Annotated in this window: 17 protein-coding genes; 8 read left to right on the top strand and 9 right to left on the bottom strand. The window is 69.4% G+C overall.

The genetic code is table 11. The annotated features are described in order from the left end of the window. Positions 1–178: 178 nt before the first annotated feature. Both DJ021_RS17985 and panC read right to left on the bottom strand, forming a co-directional pair. Positions 179–2,317, bottom strand: coding sequence for a family 16 glycosylhydrolase (locus DJ021_RS17985; protein ID WP_111458842.1), 2,139 nt, complete (start codon positions 2,315–2,317; stop codon positions 179–181). Positions 2,318–2,682: 365 nt separating this feature from the next. Beyond that, positions 2,683–3,540 (bottom strand): pantoate--beta-alanine ligase, encoded by an 858-nt coding sequence (gene panC / locus DJ021_RS17980; protein ID WP_111458841.1) that lies wholly within the window; start codon positions 3,538–3,540, stop codon positions 2,683–2,685. 160 nt (positions 3,541–3,700) lie between these two features. Here panC and DJ021_RS17975 point away from each other — a divergent pair, with 160 nt between their 5' ends. Both DJ021_RS17975 and DJ021_RS17970 read left to right on the top strand, forming a co-directional pair. After that, positions 3,701–4,534 (top strand): division plane positioning ATPase MipZ, encoded by an 834-nt coding sequence (locus tag DJ021_RS17975; RefSeq protein ID WP_111458840.1) that lies wholly within the window; start codon positions 3,701–3,703, stop codon positions 4,532–4,534. A gap of 4 nt (positions 4,535–4,538) precedes the next feature. Beyond that, complete coding sequence (locus DJ021_RS17970) at positions 4,539–4,961, top strand: J domain-containing protein (protein WP_111458839.1); 423 nt, start codon at positions 4,539–4,541, stop codon at positions 4,959–4,961. A 74-nt stretch (positions 4,962–5,035) separates the two neighbouring features. On the opposite strand, the gene DJ021_RS17965 is transcribed toward DJ021_RS17970, so the two are convergent. Continuing rightward, a complete protein-coding gene (locus DJ021_RS17965) occupies positions 5,036–6,355 on the bottom strand; it encodes a D-alanyl-D-alanine carboxypeptidase family protein (protein WP_111458838.1) in 1,320 nt (439 codons plus the stop codon). Positions 6,356–6,659: 304 nt separating this feature from the next. Between DJ021_RS17965 and DJ021_RS17960 the strand changes: the two genes are divergently transcribed. The 4 genes from DJ021_RS17960 to DJ021_RS17945 all read left to right on the top strand — a co-directional run bounded on the left by DJ021_RS17960 (position 6,660) and on the right by DJ021_RS17945 (position 9,562). After that, positions 6,660–7,094, top strand: a complete 435-nt coding sequence (locus tag DJ021_RS17960) for a phasin family protein (RefSeq protein WP_111458837.1) — start codon at positions 6,660–6,662, stop codon at positions 7,092–7,094. A gap of 100 nt (positions 7,095–7,194) precedes the next feature. Beyond that, on the top strand, positions 7,195–7,656 hold the full coding sequence (locus DJ021_RS17955) for a RidA family protein (protein WP_111458836.1): 462 nt from the start codon (positions 7,195–7,197) through the stop codon (positions 7,654–7,656). Further along, positions 7,653–8,399, top strand: coding sequence for a glycerophosphodiester phosphodiesterase (locus tag DJ021_RS17950; RefSeq protein ID WP_111458835.1), 747 nt, complete (start codon positions 7,653–7,655; stop codon positions 8,397–8,399). Before DJ021_RS17955 ends, DJ021_RS17950 begins: the two co-directional genes overlap by 4 nt. Next, on the top strand, positions 8,396–9,562 hold the full coding sequence (locus tag DJ021_RS17945) for a GNAT family N-acetyltransferase (protein ID WP_424444148.1): 1,167 nt from the start codon (positions 8,396–8,398) through the stop codon (positions 9,560–9,562). The genes DJ021_RS17950 and DJ021_RS17945 overlap by 4 nt, the downstream gene beginning before the upstream one ends. Here the strand turns inward: DJ021_RS17945 and DJ021_RS17940 are convergent. Continuing rightward, positions 9,559–10,134 (bottom strand): DUF4287 domain-containing protein, encoded by a 576-nt coding sequence (locus DJ021_RS17940; RefSeq protein ID WP_111458833.1) that lies wholly within the window; start codon positions 10,132–10,134, stop codon positions 9,559–9,561. The two genes, DJ021_RS17945 and DJ021_RS17940, sit on opposite strands and share 4 nt — an antisense overlap. Before the next feature lie 56 nt (positions 10,135–10,190). On the opposite strand from DJ021_RS17940, the gene DJ021_RS17935 reads away from it, so the two are divergent. Then, the gene (locus DJ021_RS17935; protein WP_111458832.1) at positions 10,191–10,628 is read left to right on the top strand and encodes an HIT family protein; all 438 of its coding nucleotides are present in this window, start codon (positions 10,191–10,193) and stop codon (positions 10,626–10,628) included. Positions 10,629–10,699: 71 nt separating this feature from the next. Here DJ021_RS17935 and clpA read toward each other — a convergent pair whose 3' ends face one another. The 5 genes from clpA to DJ021_RS17910 all read right to left on the bottom strand — a co-directional run bounded on the left by clpA (position 10,700) and on the right by DJ021_RS17910 (position 16,094). Further along, a complete protein-coding gene (clpA, locus tag DJ021_RS17930; RefSeq protein WP_111458831.1) occupies positions 10,700–13,024 on the bottom strand; it encodes an ATP-dependent Clp protease ATP-binding subunit ClpA in 2,325 nt (774 codons plus the stop codon). 6 nt (positions 13,025–13,030) lie between these two features. Beyond that, positions 13,031–13,360: an ATP-dependent Clp protease adapter ClpS gene (clpS, locus tag DJ021_RS17925; RefSeq protein WP_111459173.1), complete on the bottom strand. Its 330-nt coding sequence runs from the start codon at positions 13,358–13,360 to the stop codon at positions 13,031–13,033. A 148-nt stretch (positions 13,361–13,508) separates the two neighbouring features. Continuing rightward, the gene (locus DJ021_RS17920; protein WP_111459172.1) at positions 13,509–14,783 is read right to left on the bottom strand and encodes a DNA polymerase IV; all 1,275 of its coding nucleotides are present in this window, start codon (positions 14,781–14,783) and stop codon (positions 13,509–13,511) included. A 93-nt stretch (positions 14,784–14,876) separates the two neighbouring features. Beyond that, positions 14,877–15,359 (bottom strand): hypothetical protein, encoded by a 483-nt coding sequence (locus tag DJ021_RS17915; protein WP_111458830.1) that lies wholly within the window; start codon positions 15,357–15,359, stop codon positions 14,877–14,879. 51 nt (positions 15,360–15,410) lie between these two features. Continuing rightward, the gene (locus DJ021_RS17910; protein ID WP_243626087.1) at positions 15,411–16,094 is read right to left on the bottom strand and encodes an HAD family hydrolase; all 684 of its coding nucleotides are present in this window, start codon (positions 16,092–16,094) and stop codon (positions 15,411–15,413) included. Between the two features lie 110 nt (positions 16,095–16,204). On the opposite strand from DJ021_RS17910, the gene DJ021_RS17905 reads away from it, so the two are divergent. Continuing rightward, complete coding sequence (locus tag DJ021_RS17905; RefSeq protein WP_111458829.1) at positions 16,205–16,570, top strand: response regulator; 366 nt, start codon at positions 16,205–16,207, stop codon at positions 16,568–16,570. Positions 16,571–16,573 lie beyond the last annotated feature (3 nt).

Raw genomic sequence — 16,573 nt, 5'->3', positions numbered from 1 at the left:
TCGAGAATCGTTGCTATAGGGACGATGAGCGTTGCCCCGGAAGGGATCCGGGGAAGCGCTGCTGTGGCGACTTGTCACAGTGAAGGTGTGCGCGGACGTCGCAGTTCGGCATGCGACCTCTGCGGCGGGGCGCCGCGCCTGCCGCGTCGGGTCGCCGCAGAGCGCCGCCGTAGGGGGCTCAGGCCCCGAAGATCCAGCCGTCATGCAGCGACGCGAGCTGCACGTTGGCCAGCACGAGCTGGTCGCCATTGCCCATGTCGACCACGGTGTCGGCGCCCACCTGGCTCACCGAATAGGTCGTGCCGGGGTCCAGCTGAACCCGGTCGCCTTCCGCCTGGCTGAAGTCGAGCACCCGGTCGAGGCCCGCGCCGGCGAAGCTGTGGAAGATGTCCGCGCCGGCGCCGCCGGTGAGGGTGTCGCTGCCGCGGTCGCCCGACAGCCAGTCATTGCCCGCGCCGCCGTAGATGACGTCGTCGTTCTGGCCGCCGCGGAGGATCTCGTTCCCCGAGCCGCCGTTCAGCGTGTCGGCGCCGATGTTGCCGTAGAGGATGTTGCCGCCGGCGTGGGCGGTGATCAGGTCGGCGCCCTGGCCGCCGACCAGCCAGTCGTCGCCGCCGGAGCCGCCGTCGATGGTGTCGTCGCCCTTGTTGCCGTTGATGTTGTCGAAGCCTGAGCCGCCGACGATGGAGTCGTTGCCCTCCTGGCCCCACAGCTGGTTCGGCCCGGAGCCGCCGACCAGGGTGTCGTTGCCCGAGCCGCCGTTCAGCGTGTCGCCGCCCTGGACGGCGATCAGCGAGAGCCCAGGCGCGGCCGCCGAGCTCCCGCCCGAGCCCGTGGGCGCTGGCGTAGGCGTGCTCACCGGCGGCGGCGTCGGCGTGGTGGTGGCTCCGCCTGTGCTGCTGGAGGTGTCGCCGGCGAGCGCGTAGGCGTGGATGTAGTCGATGGTCATGGTGGCGGGCATGTCGGCGTTGTCGACGGCGCCGCCCCATCCGCCGACCGCCATGTTGGCGATCATGTACATGGGGGTGTTCATGTCGGCGGGGGTGGCGGTGTGGAAGGTCTCGACGCCGTCGACGTACCAGACGAGGTCGGTGGGGGTCCACAGCACGCCGTAGGTGTGGAAGCCGGAGGTGGTGTCGGGGATGAAGGAGGCGACGCCGTTGGAGGTGTGGACGCCGCCGACCCCGGAGTGCTCGGTGGTCCAGTCGGCGTGGGGGTCGGAGGTCAGCGTCTCCATGACGTCGAGCTCCGGCGGCCAGGCGCCGTTGGCGGGGATCAGCCAGAAGGCGGGCCAGGCGCCGGCGGCCTGCGGCAGCTCGGCGCGCATCTCGAAGTAGCCGTAGGTCTGGGAGAAGGTCGGCTGGGTGGAGATCAGGCCGGAGGTGTAGCCGTAGCCGAAGATCTCGGGGTTGGCGGAGGGCTTGGCGGTGATCGAGAGGGTGCCGTCGGCGTTCGAGGTGAAGGGGCTCTCGGCGAAGTCGCCGTTGTGGTCGCGGAAGTAGGGCGAGGTGTAGATCTGTTGCTCGTTGTTGCTGGACAGGGTGTAGCTGCCCAGGCCCTGGCTGCCCTGGTAGCCGAAGTCGGGGCGCCAGGTGCCGGTGGGGTTGCTCTCGGCGTCCCAGATGGAGAGCTTGCCGGAGAACTCGTCGTCGAAGGTCATGGCGCCGAGCTTCGAGGGGTCGAGCTGGAGCTGGAAGTTGGCGGCGCTGAGCTGGGAGACCTGCAGGTTGCGGAACACCAGGCCGTCGCCGTTCCCGAGGTCGAGCTTCACGTCGGCGCCGACCTGGGTGAGGTGGCTCTGCACCTGGCTGAAGCTGGTGAAGCCGGCCGTCAGGCGGACCACGTCGCCGTCGGCGGGGGTGAAGTCCTGGATGGCGTCGTTGCCCTGGCCCTTGACGACGATGAAGGTGTCGGCGCCGGCGCCGCCGATCAGCACGTCCTGGCCGCCGCCGCCGTAGAGCTGCTGCGAACCCGCGCCGCCCTGGATGACGTTGTCGCCGGCATTGCCGGCGCCGTAGGTCTTGTCGCCGTCGACCTCGAGGTTCTCGACGTTGGCGTAGTGGGGCAGGTAGACGTTGGTCCAGGCGACGATCTTGTCCGTGCCGCCGCCGGCCAGCTCGACCACCTGGTCGGTGGCCGACTTCAGGTAGTAGGTGTCGTCGCCGAGGCCGCCGGTCAGCAGGTCGCCCTGGCCGCCCCACAGGCTCTCCGCCTGGCTGGTCCCGGTCAGCGTATCGACGCCGTCGGTCCCGTAGAGACCCGTCACCGGCGCAGCCGTTTCAGCGGCCAGCGTGCCGTCGTACTTCAGATAAGACATGGAACGCCCGGTATTCTGGTGCCGGCGCCCCGCCGCCGCACGCCGCCCGACCCCGACAGTCACGCAGGCCCCAACCGTACGCGGACAGGCTTAAGAGCACGTGCCGACACGGTGTCGCATAACTTGGTGTTGCCAGTAGATCGCCAGCAAGATCATGTGGTCGCGCTTGCGCTTACCAGGTCTGCGTCCCGCCTCGGAAGCTTCGCCGTCGCGGTGCTAAGCTGCCTGGAACAAACGACTTGGAGCTTGGCTGTAGACTGCTCGCGGCAGCGTCTTTCGCCCCTTGTCTGCGGCGAGCAGTCACAGCTTGGCCATGCGACGACGCGCCACAGTGCAGGTGTCGGCCGTGGGCCAGCCCGGCGGGCTCAGACGGCGATGTTGTCGATCAACCGCGTCCGGCCGAGGAAGGCGGCGGCCAGGATCCGGGCCGGGGCCGCGACCGGGCCGGGGCCCAGGCGGGCGAGGTCGTCGGCCGCGCGGACCTCCACGTAATCGATCTTGCGAAAGCCTGCGGCCTCGAGGGCGGCGCGCGCCTGGGCCTCGGTCTGGTCGACGGCTGCGCCGGCCCGGAGCTGCTCAGCGGCGGCGGTCAGGGCGCGGGCGAGGGCGGGGGCTGCGGCGCGTTCCTCGACCGAGAGGTAGGCGTTGCGCGAGGACAGGGCGAGGCCATCCGGCGCCCGCGCCGTGGGGCCGCCGACGATCTCCACGGGAATGTCCAGGTCGCGCACCAGCCGGCGGATCACCTGCAGCTGCTGATAGTCCTTCTCCCCGAACACCGCGACGTCGGGGGCGGCCTGCATGAGGAGCTTGCTGACCACCGTCGCCACGCCGGCGAAATGGCCCGGCCGTGCGGCGCCGTCCAACGGCTCCGAGACGCCGGCGACGGTGACGGTCGTCGAGAAGCCGGGAGCGTACATCTCGGCCACATCGGGCGCGAACAGCAGCTCGCAGCCGGCGGAGGCCAACAGTTCGGCGTCGCGGGCTTCGGTGCGCGGATAGGCGTCGAAGTCCTCGTTGGGGCCGAACTGGGTCGGGTTGACGAAGACGCTGGCGACCACGTGGTCCGCGCGCTCGCGGGCCAGCCGCACCAGCGACAGATGGCCCTCGTGCAGAGCGCCCATGGTGGGCACGAAGCCGACCCGCTCGCCGCGCGCCTTCCAGGTTCTCACGTGGGCGCGCAGGTCGGCGACGGTGCGGACGACGGACAGCGGGGGTTCGGACATTTCGTAGGCTCCGGCCGGTCGGCGCCGCTTATGGCGGAGGCAGGCGAGGGCGTCCATCCACAGGCGGCGACAAGGCGCGCGTTGACGCGACTCCCCACAACGGGCTCACGTAGCCGCGTTCGAGTCGGCGCGATCGCCGGCCTGGGGTGGAGCGTGTCGAATGTCGCAGGCCAGCGTCATCGTGGTCGGGAATGAAAAGGGCGGGGCGGGCAAGTCCACCATCGCCATCCATACCGCCACAGCCCTGATGCACGGGGGCGCCAAGGTGGCGGTGCTGGACCTCGACCTGCGGCAGCAGACCACCGGCCACTTCTTCGCCAATCGCCGCGCGTGGCTGGCGGCCAACGGCGTCGCCGCGCCCATGCCCATCGAGCACCCGCTGAGCGCCGACGGCGCGGCCCTGGCCCAGACCTCCGAAGCCGACGCCGTGGCGCGGTTCGGCGACGCCATTGCCGAGCTGCTCGACCAGGCCGACTTCCTGCTGATCGACACCCCGGGCAGCGACACGGCGATCAGCCGCGCCGCCCACGGCCAGGCCGACCTGATCGTCACCCCGATGAACGACAGCTTCGTGGACTTCGACATGCTGGGCGTGGTCGATCCGGTCACCCTGGAGCTGACCCGCCACAGCCTCTATTCCGAAACCGTCTGGAACAGCCGCAAGGCGCGCGCCACCAACGAACGCAAGCAGATCGACTGGATCGTGCTGCGCAACCGCCTGGCGCCGACCGAGGCGCGCAACCGCAAGCGCCTGGACGAGCGGGTCAACGCGCTGTCCCGCAAGGTCGGCTTCCGGGTCGGGCCGGGCCTCCGCGACCGGGTGATCTATCGGGAGCTGTTCCCGTTCGGCCTGACCATCGCCGACCTGTCGCCGACCATCCGTCCGGTGGCCATGTCCCTGCAGCATGTGGCGGCCCGCCAGGAGCTGCGGGCGCTGATGGGCGCCATGGGGTTCTCCGGCCTGGACGAGAGCCAGAGGATGGCGGCGGAATAGCCGCATGCTCTACCTCGCCCTCGGCTGCGCGGCGCTCTGGCTGATCCTGTGGGCGAGCGGCGGCAAGCCGATCCTGAAACGCCGGGAATGGCGATTCCTGTCGGCCGCCTTCGCCATCGTCGCCCTTGCGGGAGCCGCCTACGCCGGCTTGCGCGGGGCGTGGGAGCCGGCGATCGTGCTGGTGGTCCTTGGCCTGTGGCTGGCGGTGTCGGCGCGGCGCACGGGCCTCGCCGCCCAGCCGACGCCGGGGGGCCGCATGAGCCTCGACGAGGCGCGCTCGATCCTCGGCGTCGGCCCCGACGCTACGCCGGAGGAGATCCAGGCGGCCTATTCGCGGCTGATGCGGCTCGCCCATCCCGACAAGGGCGGCACCTCAGGACTGGCCGCCCAACTCAACGCCGCCCGCGACCGGCTGCTCAAGTCCTGAAACAGAAAATCCCCTGAAACAGAAAACCCCGGGCGCGAGCCCGGGGCTTTCCAACATCGCGATGTAGGGGCGGATCAGCTCCGGATGACCTCGCAGGCGAGGCGCTTGGCCTTCATCGCCCGGCAGGTGCTCTTCGCCTCGGCTTCCGACATGCCGTCGAAACGGGCCTGATAGCGGCGGCCGGCGCGGTTGGCGTCGCCGTTGGCGTCGCCCAGGTGCTTGCCGAACTTCTTCTCCACCAGGGCGATCTGCTCCTTGGCGTCGGACCTGCGGCGGAACTCGCCCACCTGGACGGACCACGCATCGGCCTTGGCGGCGGCCTTGCGGCCCTTGGGCTCGGCCTTTTCGATCCGGGCGGCGCGCTTGGGCTCGACGATCTGGATGTTGGAGGCGCGGGCCGGCGGCGTGGCGGAGGCCAGCACGATCTTCAGCTGGTCCTGGTCGCCGTCGCCCTGGTCGCTGCCGCCGCGGACCACGGGCCCGGTGGGTTCAGGCTCGAACAGGTTCTGCGCCACGGTGATCTTCTCGCCGAGCGAGCGGCGCTTCATGACGTCGAAGCCGGTGAGCAGCAGGTCCTCGGCGTTCTGGTCGCGCTGAGCGGTGGTCGGGCCGCCCATGACCACCGCGATCAGGCGGCGGTTGTCGCGCACGGCGGAGACCGCCAGGTTGAAGCCCGAGGCGTTGGTGAAGCCGGTCTTCAGCCCGTCCACGCCGGGCATGCGGCCCAGGAGGTGGTTGTGGTTGGAGATGGTCTGGCCGCGGAAGGTGAACGACTGCTGGCTGAACAGCCGGTAGTACTGCGGATAGTCGCGCATCACCGCCCGCGAGAGGATGGCGATGTCCCGGGCCGAGGTCAGCTGCCGGCTGTCCGGCAGGCCGTTGGCGTTCACGAAATGGGTGTTCTGCATGCCCAGTTCCTGGGCGCGCAGGGTCATCAGCGCGGCGAAGCGGCTCTCGGAGCCGCCGAGCTTCTCGGCCATGGCCACGGCCGCGTCGTTGGCGGACTTCACCGCCATCGCCTGCATGGCTTCCGACACGGTGACGGACTCGCCGGCGCGGATGCCGAGCTTGGTGGGGGCCTGGGCGGCGGCGTGGGGGGAGAACACCACCCGGTCGTCGGGGCGCAGCTTGCCCGAGGCCAGGGCCTCGAACGTCAGGTACAGCGTCATGATCTTGGTGATCGACGCCGGGTAGCGCGGGCTGTCGGCGTGCTTGGCGTACAGCACCTCGCCGGACTTCGCGTCCACCACGATGGCGGCGTACTTGGTCTGCGACGCGGCCAGCAGGTTCTGGAAATAGGGGATCTGCGCCTGGGCCGGCGGCGCGATCGTCGCGACCAGGGTCGCGGCGGCCAGGCCTAGGGAAACAAACAGGCGGCGGGCGTGCTTCAACATGCTTCGTCCGTCGAATCAAAAGGTTGTGGCGGCGGCCCGCCGCCGTGAATCCCACGTAGCATGACACCGCTACGGTTGCGCGAGAGTAAACAGCTGTTGAACAGGCCCAATTGTCGCGGTTGTGGGGGCTATCTCACGCAAGCGTGATCGGGAAGGCTACCTGATCATTGTGCAGTGCACAAAATCCGATTGACTGCTGCACTGCAACATGAGAGAAATCCACTGCGTTTCAGGGCCTCCTCCGGCCCTTCTGCATTGCGGCGTTCATGCCGCCCACCGTCGCCCGTTTCCAGGAGTCCAACCGATGGCCGCCGCCGAAGCCGTGAAGTCCACCGTCGAGCAGTTCACCGCCGCCTCCAACGTCGCCTTCAAGGACGGCGTGGAAAAGACCCTGGCGACGCTGAACGAAGCCAACACCCATTCCAAGAAGAACCTCGAAGCCGTGGTGGCCTCGGTCACCGCCGCGACCAAGGGCGCTGAAGCCCTCGGCGCGCAGGCCATGGCCTTCTCCAAGAGCAGCTTCGAGAACCAGGTCGCCGCCGCCAAGTCGCTGGCCGGCGCCAAGAGCGTGCAGGAAGTGGTCGAACTGCAGACCGCTTTCGCCAAGAGCGCGCTCGAATCCTACATGGCCCAGGTCGGCCAGATGTCCGAGACCGTCTCCGCCTCGGTGAAGGACTCCATGAAGCCGCTGAACGAGCGCGTGACCGCCATGGTCGAGCGCCTGCAGGCCGCTCGCTAAGACATCCCAGAGACGGCCCGAAAGGGCCGGGGGCGTCAGAAGGCCCGGACCGAGAGGTCCGGGCCTTTTCTCATGGATGCGCGGGCGCTAGAGGTCTCCCATGTCACACATCGAAGACCGCCTCGCCGCGCTGGGAATCACGCTTCCGCAGCCCAACGCTCCCGTCGCCAACTACGTGCCCTTCGTGCGGGCCGGCGACCTCCTGCACATCTCCGGACAGGTGTCGCTGGACGCCACCGGCGGGATCAAGGGGGTGGTCGGCGAGGACGTCGACGCCGAGACCGCCAAGCGCGCCGCGCGGCTCTGCGCCATCAACCTCATCGCCCAGATGAAGGCCGCCTGCGAGGGCGACCTCGGCCGGGTCGTGCGGGTGGTGAAGCTCGGCGGCTTCGTCCAGGCCGGTCCGACCTTCTTCGACATCCCCCAGGTGGTGAACGGCGCCTCCGACCTGATGGTCGAGGCGTTCGGGGACGCGGGGCGCCACGCCCGCTCGGCGGTCGGCGTCTATCGCCTGCCCCTGAACTTCGCCGTCGAGGTGGATGCGGTGGTCCTGCTGTCGTGACGGCGCGCTTCGGCGAGGCCTGGGAACGGCTGTTCCACCCGCCGGTCGCCCACCGCGGACTGTGGAGCCCGGACGGCGCGCCGGAGAACTCGCTGGGCGCCTTCCAGGCCGCCTGCGCCGCGGGCTACGGCATCGAGCTCGACGTCCAGCTCTCCGCCGATGGCGAAGCCATGGTGTTCCACGACGCCAACCTGAAGCGGATGACCGGGGTGGACGCGCAGCTCGCGGACCTCAGCGCCGCCGACCTCGCCGAACTGCGCCTGGCCGGGACCGACGAACGCATCCCGACCCTCCTGGAGACCCTGGCCCTGGTCGGCCGCCGCGCCCTGGTGCACGTGGAACTGAAGACCCCCGTCGGCCAGGTCGGGCCCCTGGAGCAGCGGGTCCATGACGTCCTGATCGACCACAACGGCCCGGTCTGCGTGATCGGCTTCAATCCCTATTCGCACGCCTGGTTCGCCGACCGGTTCCCGGGCGTCCTGCGGGGGCTGGACAGCTACTCCTACAAGGACGCGCCGAAGATGTCGGAGGCTCAGCGCGCGGCCTACGCCGGCCTCGAGCACGTGGCGATCGCCCGGCCGCACTTCCTGGCGCTGGGCCTGGACATGCTGCCCTGTCCGCTGGCCGCCCAGCGCCGCGCGGACGGCTTGCCGATCGTCGCCTGGACGGTGAGGGACCCGGCGCAGTGGGACGCCGTCAAGGACGGATGCGACAACCTGATCTTCGAGGGCTTCCTGGCGTGACCCTGAAGCCGGCGGTCCAGGTCCACCGCCGCGTCGCCGAAGTGGGGCGCGAGGCCTGGGACGCCTGCGCCGGAAATCCCGCCTACGCCGGCAATCCGTTCGTCCGCTACGACTTCCTGGACAGCCTGGAGGCCGCCAGCTGCGCCGTCGAGCGCACCGGCTGGGGTCCGCAGCACCTGTCGGTCGAGGACGGGAAGGGGCGGGTGGCGGCGGTGATGCCGCTCTACCTGAAGTCCCACAGCCAGGGCGAATACATCTTCGACCACGCCTGGGCCGACGCCTACGAGCGGGCGGGCGGGCGGTATTATCCGAAGCTGCTGTCGGCGGCGCCGTTCACGCCGGCCACCGGCCCGCGGCTGCTGGTGCGGCCGGACGTCGACGCGGAGGCGGCGAGGGGTCTGCTGATCGGCGGGGCGGTCACCCTGTGCGAGCGCTATGGGGCCTCCTCGCTGCACGTGAACTTCCCGACCCAGGACGAGTGGCGCTGGATGGGCGGCCATGGCCTCGCCCTGCGGGAAGGCCAGCAGTACCACTGGCAGAACCGCGGCTACGCCACCTTCGACGACTTCCTGGCCGCGCTGTCATCGGGCCGTCGCAAGACCATCCGCCGCGAGCGTCGCGACGCCCAGGCCGACCTGGAGATCCATGCGATCACCGGCGCGGACCTGACCGAGGACCACTGGGACGCCTTCTTCGCCTTCTACATGGACACCGGCTCGCGCAAGTGGGGCCGGCCCTACCTCTCGCGGCCGTTCTTCTCCCTGCTCGGCGAGCGGATGGCGGACCGGGTGCTGCTGATCATGGCGCGGCGGGATGGGCGGTGGATCGCCGGCGCCCTGAACCTGATCGGCGACGATTGCCTCTACGGGCGCAACTGGGGCTGTCTGGAAGAGGTCCCCTTCCTGCATTTCGAGCTTTGCTACTACCAGGCCATCGAATGGGCCATCGGCCGCGGCCTGGCCCGCGTGGAGGCCGGCGCCCAGGGCGAGCACAAGATCGCCCGCGGCTACCTGCCGGCGCCGGTCTACTCCGCCCACTACATCGCCGACCCGGCCCTGCGCGGTCCGGTCGAACAGTTCGTGATGCGGGAGCGCGAAGGGGTGGAGGCGCAGATGGAATGGCTGGCGGAGGAGTATTCCCCGTTCCGCGAGGGCGAGGCCTAGGACCGCGCCCAGGCCGCCCTGAGCAGCGCGGCGATCGCGGCGTCCGCCTGGTCCGGATTCTCCAGCAGCAGGCGCGCCTTCAGCCGCTCCGACCAGGCCTCGTTCCTGGGCGGCTCCAGGCGCGGATCGGCGCCGGGCTCGACCGCCAGGCCCAGCATCAGCTTGCCGCCCTTCACGGGCCGGGCGGCGGCGAACTGCACCTTGCGCGAGAAGGCGGTGAACTGCTTGCGCTGGCCGGTGACGACCTCCGGCAGGGCGGATGCCGCCGCTTCGACGGCTTCGAGGATCGCCGCGGATTGCGGATCGGCCCACAGGGCGGCGCGCAGTGCTTGCGGCTGGTCCCAGCCGGTGTCCGGGAAGGCGGCGGAGAGCACGACGGCGCCCCGGTTGGCGCCCAGGCCATGGTGTTCCTTCAGCCAGGCGCTGCGGGCTCGCGGCCGGGTCTCCGGGCACGTCCTGGCGATGGCGATCCACTCGTCCATCGACTTGCCGGTGTCGCGCTCGAGGCTCGCCTGCACGGAGGCGAACCACTTCTGCTGGCGTTCGGTGAGCCCGGCCGGATCCACGCCCATCGTTCCACCCTCCAGGCTGATTTGCTACGAACGGGCTCAGGGATCAGGAGCACGCCATGAGCTTGGACGGGACCTACGACCGCGGCAACATCTTCGCCAAGATCCTGCGGGGCGAGATGCCGGCGGCGCGCGTGTTCGAGGACGAGCACGTCTATGCCTTCATGGACGTCTTCCCGCAGGCCCGCGGCCACACCCTGGTGATCCCCAAGCACTCCCAGGCGCGCAACCTGCTGGAGGAGGAGCCGCAGGTGCTCAGCGAGCTGATCCTCGGGGTGCAGCGGGTGACCCGAGCGGTGCGCGCGGCGCTGAACCCGGACGGCATCGTGGTCACCCAGTACAATGGCGCGACGGCCGGGCAGACCATCTACCACCTGCACTTCCACATCATCCCGCGCTGGGAGGGCCAGCCCCTGGGTCGGCACGCCGCCGGCGGCATGGCCGATCCGGCGGAGCTGAAAGTCCTCGCCGAGCAGATCGCCGCGAAGATCGCCTGAGCTGGAGCCGGATGCCAAAAACCCCGAACCTTGCGGTCCGGGGCTTCGGGTTTCTGGTGGTTTAGAGCTGGCTACTCGACCGGCTCGACCGCGGCGTCTTCGGTCGGGGTCTCGATGATCGGCGCGCCGCGTTCGCGGTCCTCGCCTTCGATCTCGAAGCCGAGCTTGCCGTCCTTGAGCACCACGCGGACGTGGCCGCCCTTGATCAGCCGGCCGAACAGGATCTCGTCGGCCAGCGGCTTCTTGATGTTCTCCTGGATGACCCGGCCGAGCGGCCGCGCCCCGTAGAGTTCGTCGAAGCCGTTCTTGGCCAGCCAGTCGGAGGCGTCGTCGTCGGTCTCGATGGTGACGTGGCGATCGGCCAGCTGGGCCTCCAGCTGCATGATGAACTTCTGCACCACCAGCCGGATGATCTCGGGGGTGAGCGAGCGGAAGGCCACCACCGCGTCGAGGCGGTTGCGGAACTCCGGCGTGAACACCCGCTTGATCGCCTCCTCGGCCTCGTCGTCCTGCTTCCCGCGGCCGAAGCCGATCGAGTTGCGCTGGGCGTCGGCGGCGCCGGCGTTGGTGGTCATGATCAGGACCACGTTGCGGAAGTCGATCTTCTTGCCGTTGGAGTCGGTCAGCTGACCGTGGTCCATGACCTGCAGGAGGATGTTGTAGACGTCCGGGTGGGCCTTCTCGATCTCATCCAGCAGGACCACGGCGTGCGGATGCTGGTCGACGGCGTCGGTCAAGAGGCCGCCCTGGTCGAAGCCGACATAGCCCGGAGGGGCGCCGATCAGGCGGCTGACCGTGTGGCGCTCCATGTACTCGCTCATGTCGAACCGCAGGAGTTCGATGCCGAGCGTGGAGGCCAGCTGGCGGGCCGTTTCGGTCTTGCCGGTGCCGGTCGGGCCGGAGAACAGGTAGGAGCCGATCGGCTTGTTGGCGTCGCGCAGGCCGGCCCGGGCCATCTTCATGGCCGCGGAGAGCTGCTCGATGGCGTTGTCCTGGCCGTAGACCGCCCGCTTCAGGTCGGTCTCCAGCTGCTTCAGCGCCTCGGTGTCGGTCTTGGAGACCGACTTCGGCGGAATGCGCGCGATCTTGGCGACCACCGATTCCACTTCCTTCAGCCCGATGATCTTCTTCCGCTTGCCCTCGGGCAGCAGCATCTGGCTGGCGCCCGCCTCGTCGATGATGTCGATCGCCTTGTCGGGCAGCTTGCGGTCGGTGATGTACTTGGCCGAGAGCTCCACCGCCGCCTTGATGGCGTCGTTGGTGTACCGCAGCTTGTGGAAGTCCTCGTAGTAGGTCTTCAGGCCCTTGAGGATCTTGATCGTGTCTTCGACGGTGGGCTCGTTGACGTCGATCTTCTGGAACCGGCGCACCAGGGCGCGGTCCTTCTCGAAGTGCTGGCGGAACTCCTTGTAGGTGGTGGAGCCCATGCACCGCAGCGTGCCGGACGCGAGCGCCGGCTTCAGCAGGTTGGAGGCGTCCATCGCCCCGCCGGACGTGGCGCCGGCGCCGATGACGGTGTGGATCTCGTCGATGAACAGGATCGCGTCGGGGTGGTTCTCCAACTCCTTGACGACCTGCTTCACGCGCTCCTCGAAGTCGCCGCGGTAGCGGGTGCCGGCCAGCAGCGCGCCCATGTCGAGCGAGAAGATGGTCGAGCCGGACAGGACCTCGGGGACCTGCTTGTTGACGATCTTGCGGGCCAGGCCTTCGGCGATGGCGGTCTTGCCGACGCCGGGGTCGCCCACCAGCAGCGGATTGTTCTTGGTCCGGCGGCAGAGGATCTGGATGCAGCGCTCGACCTCGCTGGAGCGGCCGATCAGCGGATCGACCTTGCCCTGCTTGGCCTTCTCGTTGAGGTCCACGCAGTAGGCTTCGAGCGCCTCGCCGCCGGTCTTGACGGTGGGCTTCTCCTCGTCCTCGGACGCACCCTTGACGGGCTTGGCCTCGGCGGCGCCGGCCTTCTTGGCGATGCCATGGGCGATGTAGTTCACCGCGTCATAGCGCGTCATGTCCTGCTCTTGCAGGAAGTAGGCGGCGTGGCTTTCGCGCTCGGAGAAGATGGCCACCAGCACGTTCGCGCCGGAGACCTCCTCGCGGCCGGAGGACTGGACGTGGATCACCGCGCGCTGGATCACGCGCTGGAAGCCGGCCGTCGGCTTTGCGTCCTCGCCATCGTCGACCACCAGCGAGCGCAGCTCGTTGTCGACGTAATTGGTCAGGGTGGTGCGAAGGGACCCCAGGTCCACATCGCAGGCGCGCATCACACCGGCGGCGTCTTCGTCGTCAACCAGGGAGAGCAACAGGTGCTCAAGCGTCGCGTATTCGTGCTTTCGCTGGTTGGCGTAGGCGACGGCGCGATGAAGGGACTCTTCGAGCTGGCGCGAAAATGAAGGCAAGAGGCCTTAATCCTTTTCCATGGTGCACTGAAGCGGGTGTTGATGCCGCCGTGCCGTATCAACGACCTGGGCCACTTTTGTTTCCGCCACTTCGTACGTGAAGACCCCGCAGACGCCGACACCGTGCTGGTGGACGTGAAGCATGATCCGAGTCGCGTCTTCGCGCGACTTGTTGAAGAACTGCTCAAGCACATAAACGACGAATTCCATTGGCGTGTAGTCGTCGTTCAGCAGAAGCACCCGGTACATTGACGGCTTCTGCGTCTTGGGCTTCGTCTGGGTGATCACCGACGACCGAATGCCGGTGTCCTGATCACCCTGCTTACGTTCGGCCATCGAACGGATCTCCTGGCGGCGCATGCACGTCGCCCTTGTTGGATTAGATATGGAAAACATTTGCATTTGAAAGGGTCGAATCGTCACGGGCGTGCGGATAACCGCCATCGCGGCAAAATAGCCGACAGAGAGTGAGGCTGCAGCGACATCAATTCGCCTTGAGCGCCGCTTTCGCGCGCAAAATCCGGCCGGAGGTCACGGCGTCGGCCCCGAACCTGTCGCGGATGGCGTCCAGGGTGCGCTCGCCGGCCAGGGCGCGGCGTTCATCGCCGGCGAAGAAGTCGGAGGCTGCGCCCTCGGCGTCCACCAGCTCGGCGATGCCGATGCCGATCAGCCGCCACGGCTGGCCGCGGGCCTCCTTGGCCAGCAGTTCCCGCCCGACCGCGAACAACGTCTTGGCCGTCTGGGTGGGCACCGGAATGGTCCGCCGGCGGGTGACGATGCGGAAGTCGGTGGTCCGCAGCTTCAGGGTCACCACCCGGCCGGCGACGCCGCCCTGCCGGGCCTGGCGGGCTACCTTCTCGCAGAGCGGCGCCAGCACATCCTCCAGGTCGCCCAGGGCCGAGAGGTCGTCGTTGAAGGTGGTCTCGGCGCTGATGCCCTTGCGCGCCTGGTCGGGATCGACGGCCCGGGTGTCGCGCCCGTGGGCGAGCTCGTGGAGCCGCAGGCCGTGGGCGCCGTAGCGCTCCGCCAGGTCCTTGACGTCGGCGGCGGCCAGGTGGCCGACCGTCCGGTAGCCGGCCTTCTCCAGCGAGGCGACCATGGCCGGGCCGACGCCGGGCAGGATGCCCACCGGGCGCGGCGCAAGGAAGCTCTGCGCCTCCGCCAGGCCGATGACCGAGAAGCCGCGCGGCTTGTCGAGGTCGGACGCGATCTTCGCCAGGAACTTGTTCGCCGCCAGGCCGATGGAGACCGTCAGGCCGGTCTCCGCCTCGATGCGGGCCTGCAGCCGGGCGAGCGTCACCGCCGGCGGCGCGCCGTGCAGGCGCTCGGTGCCGGAGAGGTCCATCCACGCCTCGTCGAGGGAAAGGTTCTGGATCAGCGGGGTGAGCTCCCCGGCCATGCCCAGGATGCGGCGGCTTTCGGCCCGGTACTTGGTGAAGTCGGGCTTGATCACCACGGCCTGCGGGCAGGCCTTCAGCGCCTTGAACATCGGCATGGCGGAGCGGACGCCGGAGATGCGGGCGATGTAGCAGCAGGTGGTGACCACGCCGCGCTTGCCGCCGCCGACGATTACCGGCTTGTCGCGCAGCTCCGGCCGGTCGCGCTTCTCCACCGAGGCGTAGAAGGCGTCGCAGTCCATGTGGGCCATGGAGAGGCCCGCCAGCTCCTCGTGCGCCACCGTCCGCGGCGAACCGCAGGCCGGGCAGCGCCGCTGGGCCTCTTCCCCCTGCCAGAAGCAGTCGCGGCAGAACGCGCGCATGCGCCGGCCGCCGGTGTCCTCGCCGATGCGGGTCATGGGCGCGAGCATACCTGATTTGTTCCGCCGGCGCTGCGGCCTGCGGTCTCGGGCGCCCTAGTCGCTGGCCACCCAGGCCTTGGCGAGGTTAGGCTTCGGGATCGCCGAGGCGAAGGGGCCGGCCGCCTTGGCCTTGTCGCGCGCCAGCTCCGCCCAGGCGGCGGCGAAGGCGCCCGGCGTGCGCGGCTCCACGGCGACCTTGAGGACGCGCGCCGGGCGGTCCTTCAGGGCGGTGGTGATCTGCGCCCACAGGTCGAGGTCCTCGGTCGGCGGATCCTCGCCGGCCGCGATCCCGGCCAGCCGCCGCGCCACGCCGGCCGCTCCGGCGTCGGAGGTGCGGATCTCCAGCGCGGCGTCCTTGGGCAGGCCCTGCAGGGCGGCCGCCAGCCCGGCCAGCCCCATGCGTCCGGCGCGGGTGTGCCGCTCGCCGCCCGCCACGCCGGACAGCGCCGCGCCCTCGGCCCGGACAAAGGCCCAGCCGCCGCAGCCGAAGGCGGCGTGGTGCGAGGCTTCGATCCAGATGCGGATGGGGTCGGACATGGCCGTTGCCTACCACCAGCGGGCGGCCGGGCGCCACCGGCGTCGCCGCCGCTAACCGACGCGGCGCTGACTGATCGCGCTTTCTATGGCGGCGGCCAGTTCCGCCCAGTCGTCGATGCGCGGGTGCCGGTCGGAGCGCGGGGCGAGCGGGCGCAGGCGTTCGTCGGCCACGTGCTGGAAGGTGGCGGTCTGCGGCGCGTGCTCGGCGACCGAATCGAGGTTCGGCAGCAGGTCGTCGACAAAGGCCGACCGCGCCGTGGTCTGGGCCACCAAGGCGGCGGTCACCGGGCCCTTGGGCCCGACGTTGAGGATCAGGGCCTCGGGCAGGCCGTGGCGCTTCAGCCAGGCCGCGCGCAGGCGCTCAGCCTCGGCCGGGGCGTTGGAGAGGATCAGGATCTCCGCCCGCCGGCCGAGACGGCGCAGGGCGTCGACCGCCCCCGGCGCTGGTTCGATCTCGCCGCAGCCGGTGCGGAAGAAGTCGTCGTAGAGCCTGCGGCCCTCGTCGAGGTCCAGGTGCTCGACGGCGCCCGGGCGGTAGATGTTCTGGAACAAGGCGAACCGGTCGACCCGGAATTCATAGCCGCGGCGTTCCAGGAAGGCGCCGAAGCCGCGCATGAACAGGCCCAGCACCTCGTCGACGTCGACGATCACCAGCGGCCGGTCGAGGCGCAGCCCGAGGCTCTCCAGCCTCGGCGCACAGGCCGGCGCGGCGATCTTTGGGCCGGGCTCGGCCAAGGGCGCTCCAATCGCGGCTAACGAAGTTTAAGGATATCCGTGTGATCAACGCATGGAAGGTGGAGACTGCGCGCTTCCGCGGTCCTGCCCATAACAGCGTCGGGTCCCGAATGGCCAAGAAGGTCCTCATCGTCGAGGATAACGAGCTGAACATGAAGCTCTTTCATGATCTCCTCGAAGCCCAGGGGTACGAGACCCTGCAGACCCGCGAGGGTCTCCAGGCGCTTTCGCTTGCGCGCGAGCATCGTCCCGACCTGATCCTCATGGATATTCAGCTCCCGGAGATTTCCGGCCTCGAGGTCACCAAGTGGCTGAAGGAGGACGAGGAGCTCGCAGCCATTCCGGTGGTGGCGGTCACCGCCTTCGCCATGAAGGGCGACGAGGAGCGCATCCGGGAGGGAGGCTGCGAAGCCTACATCTCCAAGCCGATCTCGGTGTCGCACTTCCTCGAAACCATCCGCCGACTGCTGGACTGAGGC

Source organism: Phenylobacterium hankyongense (genome assembly GCF_003254505.1).
GTDB classification, from domain to species: Bacteria; Pseudomonadota; Alphaproteobacteria; order Caulobacterales; family Caulobacteraceae; genus Phenylobacterium; species Phenylobacterium hankyongense.
Note: the sequence above shows the minus strand (reverse complement) of the source record. Positions and strands in the feature narration are given on the sequence as shown.

Coding starts and splice junctions, on each gene's coding strand:
- DJ021_RS17985 (WP_111458842.1), bottom strand. CDS start 2,317: ATGTCTTATCTGAAGTACGACGGCACGCTGGCCGCTGAAACGGCTGCG.
- panC (WP_111458841.1), bottom strand. CDS start 3,540: ATGTCCGAACCCCCGCTGTCCGTCGTCCGCACCGTCGCCGACCTGCGC.
- DJ021_RS17975 (WP_111458840.1), top strand. CDS start 3,701: ATGTCGCAGGCCAGCGTCATCGTGGTCGGGAATGAAAAGGGCGGGGCG.
- DJ021_RS17970 (WP_111458839.1), top strand. CDS start 4,539: ATGCTCTACCTCGCCCTCGGCTGCGCGGCGCTCTGGCTGATCCTGTGG.
- DJ021_RS17965 (WP_111458838.1), bottom strand. CDS start 6,355: ATGTTGAAGCACGCCCGCCGCCTGTTTGTTTCCCTAGGCCTGGCCGCC.
- DJ021_RS17960 (WP_111458837.1), top strand. CDS start 6,660: ATGGCCGCCGCCGAAGCCGTGAAGTCCACCGTCGAGCAGTTCACCGCC.
- DJ021_RS17955 (WP_111458836.1), top strand. CDS start 7,195: ATGTCACACATCGAAGACCGCCTCGCCGCGCTGGGAATCACGCTTCCG.
- DJ021_RS17940 (WP_111458833.1), bottom strand. CDS start 10,134: ATGGGCGTGGATCCGGCCGGGCTCACCGAACGCCAGCAGAAGTGGTTC.
- DJ021_RS17935 (WP_111458832.1), top strand. CDS start 10,191: ATGAGCTTGGACGGGACCTACGACCGCGGCAACATCTTCGCCAAGATC.
- clpS (WP_111459173.1), bottom strand. CDS start 13,360: ATGGCCGAACGTAAGCAGGGTGATCAGGACACCGGCATTCGGTCGTCG.
- DJ021_RS17920 (WP_111459172.1), bottom strand. CDS start 14,783: ATGCGCGCGTTCTGCCGCGACTGCTTCTGGCAGGGGGAAGAGGCCCAG.
- DJ021_RS17915 (WP_111458830.1), bottom strand. CDS start 15,359: ATGTCCGACCCCATCCGCATCTGGATCGAAGCCTCGCACCACGCCGCC.
- DJ021_RS17905 (WP_111458829.1), top strand. CDS start 16,205: ATGGCCAAGAAGGTCCTCATCGTCGAGGATAACGAGCTGAACATGAAG.